The organism is Pseudomonas sp. S30_BP2TU TE3576 (genome assembly GCF_050436025.1).
In the GTDB taxonomy this organism is placed as follows: Bacteria; Pseudomonadota; Gammaproteobacteria; order Pseudomonadales; family Pseudomonadaceae; genus Aquipseudomonas.
Genome location: NZ_JBNDLK010000001.1, coordinates 1833832 through 1851014, shown reverse-complemented (window position 1 = coordinate 1851014; position 17183 = coordinate 1833832). Strand labels below are relative to the sequence as shown.

The following is a 17183-nucleotide window of genomic DNA, read 5'->3' as shown; positions in this document are numbered from 1 at the left end:
AGTTAGATAACTTGAACTTCTTCAGCTTGCATGCCTTTCTGACCGCGGGTAGCGATGAAAGAAACCTGTTGGCCTTCTTTCAGGCTTTTGAAGCCGTCGGACTGGATAGCTTTGAAGTGAACGAACAGGTCGTCACCGGATTGTGGGGTGATGAAGCCGAAGCCTTTTTCATCGTTGAACCACTTAACGGTACCGGTTTGGCGATTAGACATGGTGTAACTCCTTGAACAAAGATAACTGCGACTCAGGAAGAACCCTGGCCGAGACTGAGTGCAAAGAGCAGGAAAAATTCTTGTAGATGGTTGGATCGAAATTCAACATATCGTGTAGAGATTCTCAGTGACACAAGCAGCACAGTGACGCCACCTTAACCCTTTTTCCGGGACGTGCCAATGCTTCTTGCGAAGGTTTCTCTGTTTTAGGGATCGGCGGTGTGACGGTTCGTCGCTAGCGCGCGTAATTCCAGCATGTTCGGCGAGAATTGCACCCCGGACTTTGAACCCGGCGGCGCGCCCGGTAAGATGCCGGACAGAATTTTTCGACCTCGCTATTCAGGACACCCGCCATGAGCATCAAATCGGACAAGTGGATTCGCCGCATGGCGCAAGAGCACGGCATGATCGAGCCTTTCGTCGAGCGCCAGATGCGCGGCAGCGACGATAGCCGTGTGATCTCCTACGGCGTGTCGAGCTACGGCTACGATGTGCGCTGCACTAATCATTTCAAGGTGTTCACCAACATCAATTCGGCCATCGTCGACCCGAAAAATTTCGATGCCGGCAGCTTCGTCGACATCCACAGCGACGTGTGCATCATTCCGCCGAACTCCTTCGCCCTGGCCAGCACCGTCGAGTACTTCCGCATTCCGCGCAATGTATTGACCATTTGCCTGGGTAAAAGCACCTACGCGCGCTGCGGCATCATCGTCAACGTCACGCCGCTTGAGCCAGAGTGGGAAGGTCACGTGACCCTGGAGTTCTCCAATACCACCAATCTGCCGGCAAAAATCTACGCCAACGAAGGTGTGGCGCAGATGCTGTTCCTTGAGTCTGATGAAGAATGTGAAGTGTCTTACAAGGACCGTGGCGGCAAGTATCAGGGCCAACGTGGCGTGACCCTGCCGCGCACCTGAGTCAACCGTCCGACAAGTGCCGGGAATTCCTGAGCGGGCGTACACTCTATGGAGTGTACTGCTCCGATCCGCGCAAGGCGGGTCGGGCCATCGCTCAGGAGGGCCGAATGAAGATCGATCCGCGAATCAGTGCCGAACTGGCAAGGTTTGAACCCAATCAGGTTGGCATTCTGGCCTGGTCCTTGTTGGCACATCCGCCCGTCAATATGGCGGGGGGCATCCCCGGTCAGCCCGACCCCGATACCCCGAACGAACAGCCTAACGAGCCTGGCGAACCTACCCTGCCGGATGAGCCACCGCCCGCGCCTGTCGTCTGATAGTTCAGACGCTATAGATCAAAAAAAGTGGGAGCGGGCTTGCTCGCGAAAGCGGTGTGTCAGGCGGCATGAATGCCACTGATACTCCGTCTTCGCGAGCAAGCCCGCTCCCACAGGTTTTTCTGTAGACGTTATTTCAGGTTGCCGCTGAGGAACTGTTTCAGACGCTCGCTTTTCGGATTGCCCAGCACGTTTTCCGGCGCGCCTTCTTCCTCCACCAGGCCCTGGTGCAGAAACAATACCTGGCTCGACACTTTGCGGGCGAAGCTCATTTCGTGGGTCACCATGATCATGGTTCGGCCTTCTTCGGCCAGGCCCTGGATCACTTTCAGTACTTCGCCCACCAGTTCCGGGTCCAGCGCCGAGGTCGGTTCGTCGAACAGCATGACTTCCGGTTCCATGGCCAGTGCGCGGGCGATGGCGACCCGTTGTTGCTGGCCGCCGGACAGGAATGCCGGGTATTGGTCGGCCACGCGGGACGCCAGGCCCACCTTGTCGAGGTAGCGCCGGGCGCGGTCCTCGGCTTCTTTTTTGTCGCACCCCAGCACCCGGCGCGGGGCCATGGTGATGTTTTCCAGCACTGTCATGTGGCTCCACAGGTTGAAGTGCTGGAACACCATGGCCAGGCGGGTGCGGATCCGTTGCAGTTCATTGGCGTCGGCCACGTGCATGCCGTGACGATCCTTGATCATGCGGATGTTCTGGCCATCGAGGCTCATGGCGCCGTCGTTGGGTTGTTCCAGGAAGTTGATGCAACGCAGGAAGGTGCTTTTACCTGAGCCACTGGCGCCGATCAGGCTGATGACGTCGCCGGTCCTGGCCTTGAGCGAAACACCTTTGAGGACTTCATGTTCGCCATAGCTTTTGTGCAGGCCTTCAATGGTCAATTTGTACATGGGGCGTGCATCCTCAAGGCGAAAGTAGATAGCCGCTGCGATAGGCTTCGGTGCCCGCGACGTGGGCAATCACCATGCCGGCAGTGGCCATGCGGCGCAGCGATCGGGCGTACATAAGCCCGGCGGCGGTGCAATGGACGGGGGTGACGCGATCGTTGATCGGATCAATGATCTCGGCGATCAGTTGCCCGGCTTCCAGGTACTGGCCCGGCAGCGCGGTGAACACCAGCAGCCCGCCGACGGGCGTGGCCACTGGCTCTACACCGGCCAGCGGTGTCGCCGGATAGGGCAGGTCGGGCAGGGGCGCAGGTTCACCGGCGATTGCGCCGAAATGGATCAGGTAGTCGATCAGCGCCTGGCAGTCGAGGCTGGCCAGCGGGTGGTTGACATCGCCCTGACCGCGCAATTCGACGGTCACCGAAAAACTCCCCGGCGCAATGTCGAACTGCTCCCCGAAGCGCTCCTTCAACTGCCACCAGAGCAGGGTGAAGCATTCGTCGAACGATTGGCCGCCAGAGTCGGTTGCCAGCAGACTGGCTTCGGCGCCGATGTAACGGGCCAGCGGTTCGACCTGCGGCCAGGCGTCCGGCGTGGTGTACAGATGCGCCACCGCTTCGAAATCGCAATGCAGGTCGAGCACCATGTCGGCGTCGCAGGCCAACCGTTGCAGGGTCAGGCGCTGGGATTGCAATTGGGTGTCGGCGGTCTGTCGGGCCAGCGCATCGCGCAGGCCGCTGCGGATCAATTGCAGGTTGTGCTGCGGATCGTCACCGAGCTCGCCTTCGATCGCGTTCCCGACTTCTTCACTGAGGTCGACGAACCAGCGGTTGAAGTTCTGGCCGCTTTCCAGCTCGTAGCGGCCCAGCGGCACATCCATCAGCACCTGCTCCAGACCCACCGGGTTGGCTATGGGCACCAGCACGATTTCGCTGCGCAGGCGGCCGGCGGCTTCCAGCTCCGCCAGGCGTTGCTTGAGGTGCCAGGCCACCAGCATGCCGGGCATTTCGTCGGCGTGCAGGGAGGCCTGGATGTAGATTTTGCTGTTGGCCGGTTGTGGGCCGAAGTGAAAACTGTGGATCTGTCGCGCGGTCCCCGGCAGCGGGGCCAGCAGGTCATGTTTCTGGTGGCGCATCTGTTGTTTCCTGAAGCAGGTTGAGACCTAGTGGGTCGGCCCGAGGAAGGCCAGCCATCGACGTTCGGCAAGGCGGAACAGGCCGACCAGCGCAAAAGTGACGGTCAGGTAGATCAGCGCGGCAATGCCGAACGACTGGAAGGTCAGGAATGTCGCCGAGTTGGCGTCCCGCGCGACTTTCAGAATGTCCGGGATGGTTGCGGTGAAGGCCACGGTGGTCGAGTGCAGCATCAGAATCACTTCGTTGCTGTAGTACGGCAGCGAACGACGCAGGGCCGACGGCATGATCACGTAGGCATACAGCTTCCAGCCGGTCAGGCCGTAAGCCTTGGCGGCCTCGACTTCGCCGTGGTTCATGCTGCGAATGGCCCCGGCGAAGATCTCCGTGGTGTAGGCGCAAGTGTTCAGGGCAAAGGCCAGGATCGTGCAGTTCATCGCATCGCGAAAGAACGCATCCAGCAGCGGCTGAGCCCGAATGGCGGCCAGGCTGTAGATGCCGGTATAACAAATCAGCAGCTGAATATAGAGTGGCGTACCCCGAAACAGATAGGTGTAGAACTGCACCGGCCAGCGGATGTAGAAGTGCGGCGACACTCGGGCAATGGACAGCGGGATCGACACGAGAAAGCCGATGAAGATCGACGCGCTGAGCAGCCACAGGGTCATGGCCAGCCCGGTGATGTTGTTGCCGTCGCTGTAGAGGAAGGGTTTCCAGTATTCCTGCAGAAGTTCGATCATCGTACGGCCTCCCGGGTACCGGCGGAGTAACGACGTTCGAGCCAGCGCAGAACGAAGTTGGACGCGCTGGTGATCACCAGATAGATCAGTGCGGCAAGTACCAGGAAGTAGAACAGCTGATAGCTGCTCTTGCCCGCGTCCTGGGCCGCCTTGACCAGATCGGCCAGGCCGATGATCGACACCAGGGCGGTGGCTTTGAGCATCACCATCCAGTTGTTGCCGATACCCGGCAGGGCATAACGCATCATTTGCGGGAACACCACGATCCAGAAGCGCTGGCCGCGTTTGAGACCATAGGCGGTGGCCGCTTCGACCTGGCCCCGTGGCACGGCGAGAATCGCACCGCGGAAGGTTTCGGTGAAATACGCCCCGTAGATGAAGCCCAGGGTGATGACCCCGGCGCTGAACGGGTTGATCTCGATGTATTCCCATTCCATGAAGTCAGTCAACGAGGTCAGCCAGGTTTGCAGGCTGTAGAAAATCAGCAGCATCAGGACCAGGTCCGGGACGCCACGAATGAGTGTGGTGTAAAGCTGGGCAGGCACGCGCATCAGTTTGAGTTTCGACAACTTGGCACTGGCGCCGAGCAGCCCGAGCAGTACGGCGACCAACAGCGACAACGCCGAGAGCTTGATCGTCATCCAGGTGCCTTGCATCAGCAGCGGACCGAAGCCCTTGAGGCTGAAGGCAGAGAGCCCCAGATTTTGTAGTAGGTTTTCGAACATAAATCAGCAACCTGATCGGATGAAAAAAGCGCCCATCGCGAGATGGGCGCCGGGCATTATTTGCCGCTGTACAGATTCAGATCGCCAAAGTGTTTCTTCTGAATGGTGGCGTAGGTGCCATCATCGTGTAACGCTTTGATACCTTTATCCAAAAGTGCTTTCAGCTCGGTGTTACCTTTCTTAATGCCAACGGCTGTTTTGGCTGGCAGCAGTTCATTGTCGACCGGCTTGCTGACTTCGTAGTTGGCACCCTGTGGCGACTTCAGGAAGCCCAGTTCGGCTTGCAGCATGTCCTGGATCCCTGCATCGAGACGACCGGAAGTCAAGTCGGCGTAGACCTGATCCTGGTTGGCGTAGGCCTGGGTTTTTACACCGGCCTTGTCCAGAATGGCTTTGGCATAGGCTTCCTGAATGGTGCCTTGTTCGTAGCCGACGGTTTTGCCCTTGAGGGACGCGACGTCTGCGGTCACGCCGGAACCTTTTTTGGACACGTAGGCGGTTGGGCCGGAAAACAGCTCGCTGGAGAAGTCGATGACTTTTTCACGGGCCGGGGTCACGGTCATCGACGAGATCACACCGTCGAACTTATTGGCTTTGAGGCCGGGAATCATGCCATCGAAGTCACTTTCGACCCACTTGCACTTGACCTTCAGCTCAGCGCAGATCGCGTTCCCCAGATCGATGTCAAAGCCTACCAGGCTGCCATCGGCCGCTTTCGACTCGAACGGTGCGTAGGAAGGGTCAACGCCGAAGCGCAGTTCTTTGTACTCCTTCGCCATGGCGGAGCCAGCAGCCATGCACAACGCCAGTGCAGAAAGGGTCAGCAATGCTTTTTTCATTATTCAATCCCTAAAAACCAATATGAGCGCTTGTGGCGCAGAATTATTGTTACTGGAAAGCGTAAGACCTATTGAAAGTAGCAATTTCCGAACCAGTGTGCCGAACAAGCGTTTTAAAAGGTGCTTGGAGAGTGGCCGGAGACTGATTTATGCACGAAAACGGGCGCAGGGAAATGGCTGCACCCATTCGGCTCAAAAAGAAAACAATTCCGGCATGAGAAGAGGGCTTGGCCGAGCAGGTTTTGCAGGGGCATCAAACTGTTGGCTTCGTCGACTGACTTGTCCTTGCGCCAGCGCAACATTCGCGGAATAAGGTTGGCGCGAGGTAAAAAGCTCTATCGGGACTTCATGGGCGGATGAAATACCCCTGTGGGAGCGAGCTTGCTCGCGATAGCGGTATGTCAGTCATCCACAATATTGACTGACAGGGTGCAATCGCGAGCAAGCTCGTTCCCACAGTGGAGGTTATTTACCGGGAGTCAGCGTCAATCGCGCCTTGCCGTAAGCGTTATCAAAGTTCTGCGGCTGCATCGGCAGACTCAGGTACTGGCCCTTGAACCACGGTTCGATGCCGTTGAGGTAGTTCGGACTGGCCGGGTTGCCGGACTGACCGGTGCCGTTCTGCACCATCAGCGGTTCGGACTGGCCGAAGTCGACGATAAAGCGCATGGCGGGAGCCAGCGTGGTGTTGAAGTCCTGGCCCCAGGCGAAGGCGGCGGTGTTGAGCGTGGTGTGATCGCCACCGGCCGGCAGCGGTCCGCGTACCGTCTGACCACTGCTGTTTTTCCACTCATAGCGATGCAGTTTGCCCCACTGCCAGGTTTTGTGATCGCCGCCCAACTGGCTGTCGCCGGCGCTGATCGCTGCGGCGAGGCTGCGGGCGAGGATGGCCGGTTTATCTTCTTTCTGCGCGCTGCGCACGTCATCCCAGAACGGGCTGTCCTCACGCCCCAGCAAGTGATCGGCCTGGGCCGCGTAGGACAACTTGCCGTCAGCGACAAAAGCTTTCCATGCCGGGCTGCTTTCCGGACCCAGTTCATCGAGGAAGATCTGCCGGGTGCTTTCCTGCAGGAACAACGCGTAAATCGCCGCATCGGTAGAGGTCGGACTGAGCTTGCCATCGAACGCCATCAAGCGGCTGTAGGCTTCGTGTGCCTTGGCGCGATCGGCCGCCGGCAAGGCGTCCATGGCTTGCTTGAGCGGCTGGGCCATGCCCGGTGCTTCGAACATCTTCTTCAGCTTGGCCGCGAAGGTGGTCGTCTGGTCGTATTGCATGGCGATCAGGCTGCGGCTGTCGTGTTTGCCTGCGCCGGCCAGTTCGGCCAGACGCTCGCCACGCTCCGGTGCCGCCCACGAGTTGGACAACTGCATGCCATAGCCATGGGGGATAACCCGTTGGTTGGCGGTGCCGAGCCAGCCTTGGGCCGGGTCTTGGTCGTACGGGTGCAGCATCGGGTCGGCATAACCGTCCCAATCGTAACGACCTTCCCAGCCCGGCGAGGGCAGCAAACCTTCGCCTTCGCGGCGGTTCGGGTAACGACCGGTGACTTGCCAGCCGATGTGGCTTGCATCGGCAAACACCAGGTTCAGCGCAATGGCGCGGATTTCGCGGCTGGCATCCGAGGCTTTCTCGACGCTCTGGGCGCGGGACAGGTCGAAGAACGCGTCCAGGGATTTGTCATCGGTGAAACTCGGCATCTGCAAGGCCAGGCCGAAACCATTGGCCAGCGTGGTGCCCTGGGCGCTGTTGAGCAGCGGACCATGGCGGGTTTCGTAGACTGCTTCGCGAATCGGCCGCTGGCCTTTGACGAAGTAGGTTTCGTTACGCACGATCGCCGGCTGCCACTTCCCGGCGTTTTCGTAGGTGAGCCCGTTGCCCTGGCGTTTGATCTTCTCCAGGAACAGGTCCTGGTTGTCGCCCATCACGGAGGTCATGCTCCACGCCACTTTGCCATTGAAGCCACCCAGCACCATCGGCAGGCCCGCGATGGTCACGCCGGAGGCCTGATACTTCGGTGCGCGAATCTGCACGTAACTGAACAGCGAAGGCACGCCCAGCGGTCCGTGACTGTCACTGGCCAGCAGGCTCTTGCCGCTGCGGCTGCGTGGCGGGGCGATGGCCCAGTTGTTCGACGAGGTGGCGCCCAGCAGGTTCAGGTCCGACAGCTGCCCCGTGGCCTTGCCGAGTTCGGCCAGCCCCGGCACTTGCCCGTTGAGCTTGATGCCTTGCAGTTTTTCGCTTTCGGCGACTGGCAGTTTTTCGTCGGGAGCCGACGGCGTCAGCCACGCCAGTTTGTCGGTGGTGACGGTCTGGGCCAGCACCAGCGCGGAAATTTCTTCCGGCAGGTTGGTCGATTGGCTGAAGTTCAACAGGCAGAAAATCAGCGCCGAATCTTCCGGCTGCCAGTACTCGGGCTTGTAGCCGGTAGCCGCGAGGTCCGCCGGCAGTTTGTCGCGGTAGCGGAACAGGTAGGCGTTGACGCCCCGTGCATAGACTTCGAAGAAACGCTTGAGGCGCGGTGAAGAGGCCTTGTACAGCTCGCCAGCACTTTTCTTCAGGTTGACCGCCCGCATGTATCGGTCGGCATCCAGCAGGTCGGCACCGTGCATCTCGGCCAAACGGCCCTGGGCCAGCAGGCGCAGAGTGACCATCTGCGTGATGCGGTCGCTGGCATGTACGTAACCGAGGGTGAACAGTGCGTCGTGGAAGCTGTTGCTTTCGATCAGCGGCATGCCCATGGCATTGCGACGCACCGAAACGCTCTGCGCCAGACCCTTGAGCGGTTGTACGCCGGAGGTCGGCGGGAGGCTGTCCTGGGCGTTGAAGTTCTGACAACCGGTCAGGCTCAAGACACCGGCCACTGCTGCGGCAACGCCGAACCGGGGTAGAAAATGAGTAAGGGCTGGCGAGGCCATGGCAAAGCTCCTGCGGGGGTAGAGGCGGCGGCGCGCAATAAAGGCGCTACGTTAGTGAGCGGGAGGTGGCCGCGCAAGCGGGGTACAAGGTTATTTCAGGATTTGTCTGATAAACCGAAAAGATCGCAGCCTTGCCAGTCGCAATGGGTGATGCTGAAGTGCAATACCGTCAACAATTCTGGAGAACAACGGGCATGGAGCTCAAGGCAAACGCGGCACTGATCATCATCGATCAACAAAAAGGCATCCTGCATCCCAGACTCGGCCGGCGGAATAATCCTCAGGCCGAAGAGCGCATGCTGGAATTGCTCGGCCATTGGCGGCGCACCGCCCGGCCGGTGATCCATGTGCAGCATCTGTCTCGCTCAGTGGACTCAGTGTTCTGGCCGCAGCAGTCGGGGGTGGAGTTTCAGCAGCGGTTTCAACCCATGGCCGGTGAACGCTTGATCCAGAAGCAGGTGCCGGATGCGTTTTGTTCAACGGGGCTGGAGGCGCAGTTGCGTGAGGCGGGGATCGGGCAGTTGATCATCGTGGGCGTCGCGACCCACAACTCGGTGGAGTCCACGGCGCGTACCGCGGGCAATCTGGGGTTTGATGCGTGGGTGGCCGAGGATGCGTGTTTTACCTTCGACAAGGCTGATTTTTTCGGCCATGCCCATACAGCTGAAGAGGTGCATGCGATGTCGCTGGGGAATCTGCAGGGCGAGTATGCGACGGTGGTCAGCAGTGCGCAGATCCTGTCGGCCGACTAAGCACCTGTGGGAGCGGGCTTGCTCGCGATGGCAGTCTGACTGACACACTCATAATGAATGTGCTGCTGTCATCGCGAGCAAGCTCGCTCCCACAATAGATCTGCATTCACAGGACGATTGTCTGGCGCAGTTTAAATGTGGGAGCGAGCTTGCTCGCGATGGCGTTTCAACAGGCGAAATCAATGTCCGCCCGAAGCATCAGGCGCCGTGGCACTTCTTGAATTTCTTGCCGTTGCCGCATGGGCAAGGATCGTTGCGGCCGACGTCTTTCAGGGCGTTGCGCACCGGTTCCTGGTGAGCGTGGCCGCAGTTCGGACCGTGGACATGGCCGTGGTCGTGATCATGGTGGTGATGGTCATGATCGTGGTTGCAATCAGGACCGTGGACGTGGGGTTGCTGGGTCATCGGTGTTGCTCCGGAATTAAATCGGCGGCGATTATCACGCCATTGCGCGCCAGGTGCACGTAGTGGGTGATGAATATACCGGTTTCCAGTTGACCTTCCAGACGATAGGGAATGGGTTGATCGGATTTTTTCAGCAGTTTGGCCAGATCCCGTACCTTGGACCACAAGTTGGTGCGGATCGGCACCTTGAAGTAGGTGCTGTGCCTGGGGCCGATGGTGAACCAGTGTTCGTACTCGCCTTCGGCCAGCAGAATGTCACCCAAGTGAACGCGGTATTCCAGACTGCGCACCGTCAGGTCGTTGTCGTTGGGGTTGTCGATACGAAAGTGCAGGAGGAATTTCTGTTCCAGCATTTTGGCGCGGACCACCTCGACTTTCACCAGATGGACCTCGGGGTCCGGCAAGTCGTCGTCGAACCACGACGCGCAGCCACCGAGTCCGAGTGCCAGGAACAATGTGAGCACATAGAGTGCGCTGCGGCGGATGATCATCGTGGTGTTTCTCCCTTGAGCCCCAGTCTAGACCCAAAAGATCGCAGCCTTCGGTGCCCTGGCTTGGCGGACAGCCATTCCATCTCCTAACTGCTGAAATACCCCGCACAACATTTCTTGAATTTCTGCCCGCTGGCACACGGGCAGGCGTCATTGCGTCCGGGCTTGAGCGGCACGGTCGGGTCGATGAAATACCAGCGACCGGTGTTTTGCACAAACGACGAACGCTCGCGGTGGCTGTGCTCGCCATTGCTGTCGTGCCAGCGCGCGGTGAAGGTCACGAAGGCATGTTCAGGCTGGCCGCCCAGCACTTCGGAGCTTTCCACCTCAAGGCCCAGCCACGTACTTTGCGCACTCCAGTCGGTGATCGATTGACGGTCGAGGCCGGCCTGTTGTGCGGGCAGGGTCGTGGCCACCAGATAATCGACCAATCCCAGCACATAGGCGCTGTAGCGCGAGCGCATCAAGGCTTCGGCGCATGGCGCCGGGTGCCCGGCATGGTAATGACCGCAGCAGGCATCGAGCAGGATGCCGCTGCCGCAAGGGCAAATGGATGTACTCATTGCATTACCACCAGTATTTCCCGAAGTTTTCCGGATTGGCCCAGAAGCGCGAGTTGAGCCAGTCGGGGACTTGTTTGTATTCAAGCAGATCATAGGTGAACAGGGTCAAGACCTGCTCATCGCGTTGAAAGCGCTCGCTGGCTTGCAGGGCCAGGGAAAAAAAATCCGTCTCTTGCCAGCCACAGGCCGGCAGATCTGCCAGCACTGCGATGCGGCTGGCGTTGAGGTTGCGGATGCCGCCCAGCAGGTTCAGGCCGTCGCGCTTGGGCAAATGCTCCAGGCAATCGACCACCAGGGCCAGGTCGAAACGGCGGGCCGCCAACTCGGCGGGCAACGGGCCAGGGGCGGCGAAAGCGACGCTGCTGTCCGGGTGAGCGAGTTTGAAAGCCTCCAGCGCCGGGAACTCGCTGGCGCCGATCAACAACAGGCGCGCGGGGGCATATCGGTCAAGTAACGCGGCCAGTGCCTGCTGCGGCGTGCGTGAAGAAATACCTGCAATCATCAAAGATCCTCAATCAGATCCGCCAAGACTAGCCTGCCCGAACCTTCGGGCCTAGAGCGGCTTGGCGGTAAAGATGCCAACCTGTCGTAAATGCGTGAGTAAACAGCATGGCCTATTGCTGGCGGAGATTAAAACTCGGGTCTTTACTACCTGAATCGGTTCCAAGCCGATCCTTCAGGAGAAAACTAGATGAGCATAGTTCGGACAGCATTACCTTTGGTTCTGCTAACCAGTGTCTTGACTGGTTGCGCAGGTTTGCAGAAAACCGACTGGCCGACCTGTGCGGCAGTTGGGGGTGTCGTGGGAGCGGGCCTCGGTGCGACCGAAAGCTCGGCTTGGGCAGGGTATGGCGCTCTGCTCGTTGGCGGTACGGCAGCGGCGTATTGCTGGGTTCATGGTGATGGCGACGAAGACGGCGATGGTGTACCGGATAGTCGCGACAAGTGCCCAGGCACGCCTAAAGGCGTTCAGGTCGATGCCAACGGTTGCCCACCACCTGCACCTGTGGTCGAAGAGGCGGTTGTGGTCAAGGAAGAAACCATCGTCATCCGCGATGTTCACTTCCAGTTTGACAAGGCCACGCTTACCTCCTCCGACAAACAGGTACTCGACAAGATTGCCACTCGCTTGAAAGCCGAAGCCCCGACCGCTCAACTGACCGTAACCGGCCATACCGACAGCGTGGGCAGCGACACCTACAATCAGAAACTGTCGGATAAACGTGCGCACTCGGTGGTTGAGTACCTCATCGAGCAAGGCGTACCTCGCAGCAACTTCGTGTCGGTTGTCGGTGCCGGTGAAAGCCAGCCGGTTGCGGACAACAAAACTGCTGACGGTCGTGCTCAGAACCGTCGTACGGAAATCAAGATCCAGCGTTAAGTCCGCCCCGCATCCACGCCTTGTGCAGTCGTGGATGCGGGTCTTTACTCCTGTGTAACCGGTATTGGCCGGTGACACAGGAGCTTTCAATATGATAGTTCTCACAAGGACCGTCTTGCCGGTTCTGCTACTTGGCAGCCTCTTGACCGGCTGCGCGACTCACAGCGACGGCACTGCCCCTCTCAATCAACAAAACTGGCCAATCTGCAGTCTCATCGGCGGCCTCGTCGGTGGTGGACTGGGCGCAATCGAAAGTGGCAGTTGGGCCGCGGGTGGGGCCGCGCTGGGTATCTTGTCCGGTGGCTTGATCTGCTATGCCCAGGATGGCGACGAAGACGGCGACGGCGTTTTCGACCGGCGTGACCGTTGCCCTGACACACCTGCCAATACCCCGGTCGATCACCACGGTTGCCCGATGCCGCAATATCCGGCCAGCGACAAATCCGGGTCCGGGCCCGCGCAGTCCGAAGTCATCACCCTGAGCGATGACGTGCTGTTTGCCTTCAATCAATCCGACCTGACCCCGACGGCCAAGAGTCAACTGGATGCGTTGATGAGCAAGTTCGAAGATGCCGGTGTGGTCAGCATCAAGGTGGTCGGCCATACCGATAGCGTCGGTGCGGATGCCTATAACCAGGCCCTCTCGGAACGGCGTGCCAGCAGCGTAGCGGAATACCTGTTGAGCCAGGGTGTGGCGCCGAACAAGGTCACCAGCGAAGGCAAGGGCGAGAGTCAGCCGATTGCCGACAACGAAACAGAAGCAGGCCGTGCGAAAAACCGTCGCGTGGACCTGCATATAAACCGCTGAGCCAAGAGATAGAGCCGTCGGGCGACAGTTGTGAACGCGGCGACGGCCGTTCGGCGGCCTTCATGAAGAATTTTCCGTTGCCCTCTGGCTTATCCCGCGTGGAAGCCGTTACTGTGCGTGCAAACAATAATTCTCAACGGGGGAGCGTATGAAGGTGTTATGGGGGCTGGGTCGGTTATTGACCCTGCTGTTCTGGTTGGTGGTGCTGGTCAATCTGCTCACGCCGTTTGTCTTTCCGCTGCACCTGTTGGTCAATCTGGCCGGCGGCCTGTTGGGGTTCATCCATCTATTGGAGGCGCTGCTGTGCTATCGCAGCCTGCGAGGGCGCGCCCATCCCTGGCTTGACCGCCTGAAGATCGTCATGTTCGGCGTTTTCCACCTGCAAACCATTCCTGCCCCCACCGCTTCGAAGGCTTCCCATGCGTAAACTCTGCCTGCTCGCCGCACTCATCAGCCCATTGGCCAGCGCACAGGTGGTGAGTGTCGAACCCAACTCGCTGATGCGCTTGCCCAACACCGCCAGCACCCTGCAACTGGAACGCCTGGAAGTGGCCGATTACGGCACCTTGCTGATTCCCTCGAACGTGACCGAAGTCACCGTGGGTGAATTGCACCTGGGGCGTGAAGCCCGCATCGCCATCGTGCCCGGCGAACAGGCGCTGGCACTGAAGGTTCGTCGAGCCGATTTGTCCGAAGGCAGCCAGATAACTGCGCGTGGCGCGCCGGGCACTTACCAGAAGGCTGCCCGATCCGGACGCAACCTGGATTTACAGATCAAGGCACTGAACGCAGCGCAATTGATCGTAGATGCTCGCGGTGGTGCGGGCGCACCGGGGTTCGTTGGTCTTGATGGGGCTAACGGCCAGGAGCCGGGCTGCACTTGGGGGCAGGCGGGTCGCGGTGCCGATGGCAGTGATGGCAGTGATGGTCAGCCGGGGGCACCGGGGGCGCTGGTCAAACTGGCGGTGCCGCACGACTTTCCGGCAGACCGGATCAAGGTTCAGGTGGCCGGCGGTGCCGGCGGCGTGGCCGGTCCTGGCGGTAAACCGGGCGCGGGTGGCAAGGCCAAGGGCTGTTTGATTTACAAGGCCGATGGCGGCAAGAGCGGGCGCCCCGGGGCTGATGGTCAGCCTGGGCCAGAAGGCGCGGCGGGTTCGGTGACTGTGCAGCGGATGTAAGCAACACCGAGATCCCTGTGGCGAGGGAGCTTGTCTGTGGCGAGGGGGCTTGCCCCCGTTGGGCCGCGAAGCGGCCCCAATTCCGATAATCGCAATACTGCTGAAGGTTAGCGGTGTCTGGTTTTACGACTGCTTCGCAGCCGAACGGGGGCAAGCCCCCTCGCCACAAAAGCGCCGTAGATTTAAAACATCGGCCGAATCGACGCAATCGCCACCACAGCCAACCCCACCAACAGATTGATCCCCACCAATCGGCGAATCCGCCCCAGTACCGCCGCCCCGGCCGGCCAATCCTGCTCCGCCACGGCTGTGCGCAGTTCCGGCAGCATCAACGCCTGAATGCGGATAAACAGCGCAGTCATCACCACATACAACCCCATCATCACCTGCACATAGCGCGGCGCGTTTTCAAAACCGGTGAAGTGCAGATTCAGCATGACCACACCGCTGACGGGCAACAACACCACCGCCACCCAGACCCAGCGGAAAAAACCTTGAAACACTTCTACCCACAACTTCAGCCGGGCAGGGCCCTCCAGTGCCGTGATCGCCGCGGGACGCAAGACCATCCAGGCGAAAAACATGCCGCCGACCCAGACCAGGGCGGCCAGCAGATGCAGGCTATAAATGAGGCTAAAAGGTGTCATTGGGGTACTCCGTTCTGCGCGGGATTAATTAGCGGGGTATGATAGCGGCGATCCGAACCACTGAAAATTTATCCAGCATTTTTTGCGCCCGACAATCCATGATCAGCACCGAACTCAAAACCACGATCCAGGGCGCCTACTCGCGTTTTCTCGAAGCCAAGAGCCTCAAGCCGCGTTATGGCCAACGCCTGATGATCGCCGAAGTGGCCAAGGTCCTGGGTGACATCGACACCGACGACGAAGGCCGGCGCAGTGGCGACCCCGCGATTGTCGCGGTGGAAGCCGGCACCGGTACCGGCAAGACCGTGGCCTACAGCCTGGCGGCGATCCCCACGGCGAAGGCCGCTGGTAAACGCCTGGTGATCGCCACGGCCACCGTGGCCCTGCAAGAGCAGATCGTCTACAAGGACTTGCCCGACCTGATGCGCAACAGCGGGCTGAATTTCAGCTTCGCCCTGGCCAAGGGACGCGGGCGCTACATGTGCCTGTCCAAGCTCGACATGCTGCTCCAGGAGGGCCACGCGCAAACAGCCACCGCGCAGCTGTTCGAAGAAGAAGGTTTCAAGATCGAGGTCGACGAGGCCAGCCAGAAGCTGTTCACCAGCATGATCGAAAAACTCGCCGGCAATAAGTGGGACGGCGATCGCGACAGTTGGTCCACCGCCCTGGAAGACGCCGACTGGGCGCGCCTGACCACCGATCACAGCCAGTGCACCAACCGTCATTGCCCGAACTTTGGCCAGTGCGCCTTCTACAAGGCCCGCGAAGGCATGGGCAAGGTCGACGTGATCGTCACCAACCACGACATGGTCCTGGCTGACCTGGCCCTGGGCGGCGGCGCGGTATTGCCGGACCCGCGCGACACCATCTACGTGTTCGACGAAGGCCATCACCTGCCAGACAAGGCCATCGGCCACTTCGCCCATTACACGCGCCTGCGCTCCACCGCCGACTGGCTGGAAACCACCGCCAAGAACCTCACCAAACTGCTGGCCCAGCACCCGTTGCCGGGCGACCTGGGCAAGTTGATCGAGCAGGTGCCGGAGCTGGCGCGGGAGATCAAGACCCAGCAGCAGTTCATGTTCACCGCCTGCGAGCAGATTGCCGATTTCAAACCCGGCGAAGACGTTGAAGGCCGCGAGCGCCCGCGTCACCGATTCGTCGGCGGGGTGATTCCCGAGCACATGCGTGAAATGGGCATCGAACTGAAAAAAGGCTTCGCACGGCTGACCGACTTGTTCACCCGTCTGACCGAGCTGCTCAAGGAAGGCATGGACGGCGAGGTCAACATTGGCATCGCCAGCAACCAGGCTGAAGAGTGGTACCCGCTATTCGGCAGCCTGTTGTCGCGTTCTTCGGGCAACTGGGAGCTGTGGACGGCCTTCACTGTCGAAGACCCGGAAGACAACCCGCCCATGGCCCGCTGGCTGACCCTGGCCGAAAGCGGTTCGCTGTTCGACATCGAAGTTAATGCGAGCCCGATCCTCGCGGCGGAAATGCTTCGCCGCAACCTGTGGAACGTGGCGTATGGCTGCCTGGTGACGTCGGCGACCTTGACGGCCCTCGGCACCTTCGACCGCTTCCGCATGCGCGCCGGCCTGCCGAAAAAAGCCGTGACGGCGGTGGTGCCAAGTCCGTTCCATCATGCCGACGCCGGTGTGCTGCGAGTACCGAACCTGAACGCCGACCCGCGTGATGCAGCCGCGCATACCGCCGCGATCATTCGTGATCTGCCGGAACTGGTCGAAGGCTCGCGGGGCACGCTGGTGCTGTTCTCCTCGCGTAAACAGATGCAGGACGTGTTCGACGGCCTCGACCGCGACTGGCGCAAGCAAGTGTTCATACAAGGCAACCTGTCGAAACAGGAAACCCTGAACAAACACAAGGCGCGGGTCGATGGCGGGGATTCCAGCGTGCTGTTCGGCCTGGCGAGCTTCGCCGAAGGGGTCGACTTGCCCGGTGCCTATTGCGAGCACGTGGTCATTGCCAAGATTCCGTTCTCGGTGCCCGATGATCCCGTCGAAGCGGCGCTGGCGGAATGGATCGAAGCCCGGGGTGGCAATCCGTTCATGGAAATCTCCGTACCGGACGCCTCGCTGAAGCTGGTCCAGGCCTGCGGGCGCTTGCTGCGCACCGAAGAAGACCGCGGCACCATCACCTTGCTCGACCGGCGCCTGGTGACCCAGCGCTATGGCAAAGCCATCCTCAATGCGTTGCCGCCGTTCCGTCGAGAAATTTCCTGAAGCACCGGTGGGCAGTTTTG

20 protein-coding genes are annotated in these 17183 nt (G+C 60.1%); 8 read left to right on the top strand and 12 right to left on the bottom strand.

The window, feature by feature from the left end; translation table 11 throughout:
* Window positions 1–2: 2 nt before the first annotated feature.
* Window positions 3–212 carry a cold-shock protein gene (locus ABIA48_RS08470; RefSeq protein WP_002554837.1) on the bottom strand — a complete coding sequence of 70 codons (210 nt, stop codon included), beginning with the start codon at window positions 210–212 and terminating at the stop codon, window positions 3–5.
* Window positions 213–565: 353 nt separating this feature from the next.
* Between ABIA48_RS08470 and dcd the strand changes: the two genes are divergently transcribed.
* Both dcd and ABIA48_RS08460 read left to right on the top strand, forming a co-directional pair.
* A complete protein-coding gene (gene dcd, locus ABIA48_RS08465) occupies window positions 566–1132 on the top strand; it encodes a dCTP deaminase (protein ID WP_007940589.1) in 567 nt (188 codons plus the stop codon).
* 107 nt (window positions 1133–1239) lie between these two features.
* Window positions 1240–1449 carry a hypothetical protein gene (locus ABIA48_RS08460; protein WP_429487896.1) on the top strand — a complete coding sequence of 70 codons (210 nt, stop codon included), beginning with the start codon at window positions 1240–1242 and terminating at the stop codon, window positions 1447–1449.
* Window positions 1450–1580: 131 nt separating this feature from the next.
* On the opposite strand, the gene ABIA48_RS08455 is transcribed toward ABIA48_RS08460, so the two are convergent.
* From ABIA48_RS08455 to ABIA48_RS08430, 6 genes are all read right to left on the bottom strand, one after another.
* Window positions 1581–2345 (bottom strand): ABC transporter ATP-binding protein, encoded by a 765-nt coding sequence (locus ABIA48_RS08455; protein WP_007981580.1) that lies wholly within the window; start codon window positions 2343–2345, stop codon window positions 1581–1583.
* A gap of 13 nt (window positions 2346–2358) precedes the next feature.
* Window positions 2359–3477, bottom strand: a complete 1119-nt coding sequence (locus ABIA48_RS08450) for a succinylglutamate desuccinylase/aspartoacylase family protein (protein ID WP_429487894.1) — start codon at window positions 3475–3477, stop codon at window positions 2359–2361.
* Between the two features lie 27 nt (window positions 3478–3504).
* Window positions 3505–4215, bottom strand: a complete 711-nt coding sequence (locus ABIA48_RS08445; RefSeq protein ID WP_429487892.1) for an ABC transporter permease — start codon at window positions 4213–4215, stop codon at window positions 3505–3507.
* On the bottom strand, window positions 4212–4940 hold the full coding sequence (locus tag ABIA48_RS08440) for an ABC transporter permease (RefSeq protein WP_429487890.1): 729 nt from the start codon (window positions 4938–4940) through the stop codon (window positions 4212–4214). Before ABIA48_RS08440 ends, ABIA48_RS08445 begins: the two co-directional genes overlap by 4 nt.
* 56 nt (window positions 4941–4996) lie before the next feature.
* Complete coding sequence (locus ABIA48_RS08435; RefSeq protein WP_204930082.1) at window positions 4997–5779, bottom strand: transporter substrate-binding domain-containing protein; 783 nt, start codon at window positions 5777–5779, stop codon at window positions 4997–4999.
* 465 nt (window positions 5780–6244) lie between these two features.
* Window positions 6245–8695, bottom strand: coding sequence for a penicillin acylase family protein (locus tag ABIA48_RS08430; protein ID WP_429487888.1), 2451 nt, complete (start codon window positions 8693–8695; stop codon window positions 6245–6247).
* A 194-nt stretch (window positions 8696–8889) separates the two neighbouring features.
* Here ABIA48_RS08430 and ABIA48_RS08425 point away from each other — a divergent pair, with 194 nt between their 5' ends.
* On the top strand, window positions 8890–9447 hold the full coding sequence (locus ABIA48_RS08425; protein WP_429487886.1) for a cysteine hydrolase family protein: 558 nt from the start codon (window positions 8890–8892) through the stop codon (window positions 9445–9447).
* Between the two features lie 198 nt (window positions 9448–9645).
* On the opposite strand, the gene ABIA48_RS08420 is transcribed toward ABIA48_RS08425, so the two are convergent.
* The 4 genes from ABIA48_RS08420 to ABIA48_RS08405 form a co-directional block, all read right to left on the bottom strand.
* Window positions 9646–9852 (bottom strand): SEC-C metal-binding domain-containing protein, encoded by a 207-nt coding sequence (locus ABIA48_RS08420; RefSeq protein ID WP_007955014.1) that lies wholly within the window; start codon window positions 9850–9852, stop codon window positions 9646–9648.
* Complete coding sequence (locus ABIA48_RS08415) at window positions 9849–10343, bottom strand: LEA type 2 family protein (protein WP_429487885.1); 495 nt, start codon at window positions 10341–10343, stop codon at window positions 9849–9851. Before ABIA48_RS08415 ends, ABIA48_RS08420 begins: the two co-directional genes overlap by 4 nt.
* An 86-nt stretch (window positions 10344–10429) precedes the next feature.
* A complete protein-coding gene (locus tag ABIA48_RS08410) occupies window positions 10430–10906 on the bottom strand; it encodes a YchJ family protein (protein WP_429487883.1) in 477 nt (158 codons plus the stop codon).
* A 4-nt stretch (window positions 10907–10910) separates the two neighbouring features.
* The gene (locus tag ABIA48_RS08405) at window positions 10911–11408 is read right to left on the bottom strand and encodes a DUF6231 family protein (RefSeq protein WP_347910938.1); all 498 of its coding nucleotides are present in this window, start codon (window positions 11406–11408) and stop codon (window positions 10911–10913) included.
* 189 nt (window positions 11409–11597) lie between these two features.
* On the opposite strand from ABIA48_RS08405, the gene ABIA48_RS08400 reads away from it, so the two are divergent.
* The 4 genes from ABIA48_RS08400 (at window position 11598) to ABIA48_RS08385 (ending at window position 14273) form a co-directional block, all read left to right on the top strand.
* On the top strand, window positions 11598–12287 hold the full coding sequence (locus ABIA48_RS08400) for an OmpA family protein (protein WP_046041243.1): 690 nt from the start codon (window positions 11598–11600) through the stop codon (window positions 12285–12287).
* 91 nt (window positions 12288–12378) lie between these two features.
* Window positions 12379–13095, top strand: a complete 717-nt coding sequence (locus ABIA48_RS08395) for an OmpA family protein (protein WP_429487881.1) — start codon at window positions 12379–12381, stop codon at window positions 13093–13095.
* A gap of 148 nt (window positions 13096–13243) precedes the next feature.
* Window positions 13244–13522: a DUF1145 domain-containing protein gene (locus ABIA48_RS08390; RefSeq protein WP_204930068.1), complete on the top strand. Its 279-nt coding sequence runs from the start codon at window positions 13244–13246 to the stop codon at window positions 13520–13522.
* Window positions 13515–14273 carry a collagen-like protein gene (locus ABIA48_RS08385; RefSeq protein WP_429487879.1) on the top strand — a complete coding sequence of 253 codons (759 nt, stop codon included), beginning with the start codon at window positions 13515–13517 and terminating at the stop codon, window positions 14271–14273. The genes ABIA48_RS08390 and ABIA48_RS08385 overlap by 8 nt, the downstream gene beginning before the upstream one ends.
* A gap of 182 nt (window positions 14274–14455) precedes the next feature.
* Here ABIA48_RS08385 and ABIA48_RS08380 read toward each other — a convergent pair whose 3' ends face one another.
* Entirely contained in the window at window positions 14456–14920 is a 465-nt protein-coding gene (locus ABIA48_RS08380) for a CopD family protein (protein WP_429487877.1), read from the bottom strand.
* Between the two features lie 98 nt (window positions 14921–15018).
* On the opposite strand from ABIA48_RS08380, the gene dinG reads away from it, so the two are divergent.
* Window positions 15019–17163: an ATP-dependent DNA helicase DinG gene (gene dinG / locus ABIA48_RS08375; protein ID WP_007992389.1), complete on the top strand. Its 2145-nt coding sequence runs from the start codon at window positions 15019–15021 to the stop codon at window positions 17161–17163.
* Window positions 17164–17183 lie beyond the last annotated feature (20 nt).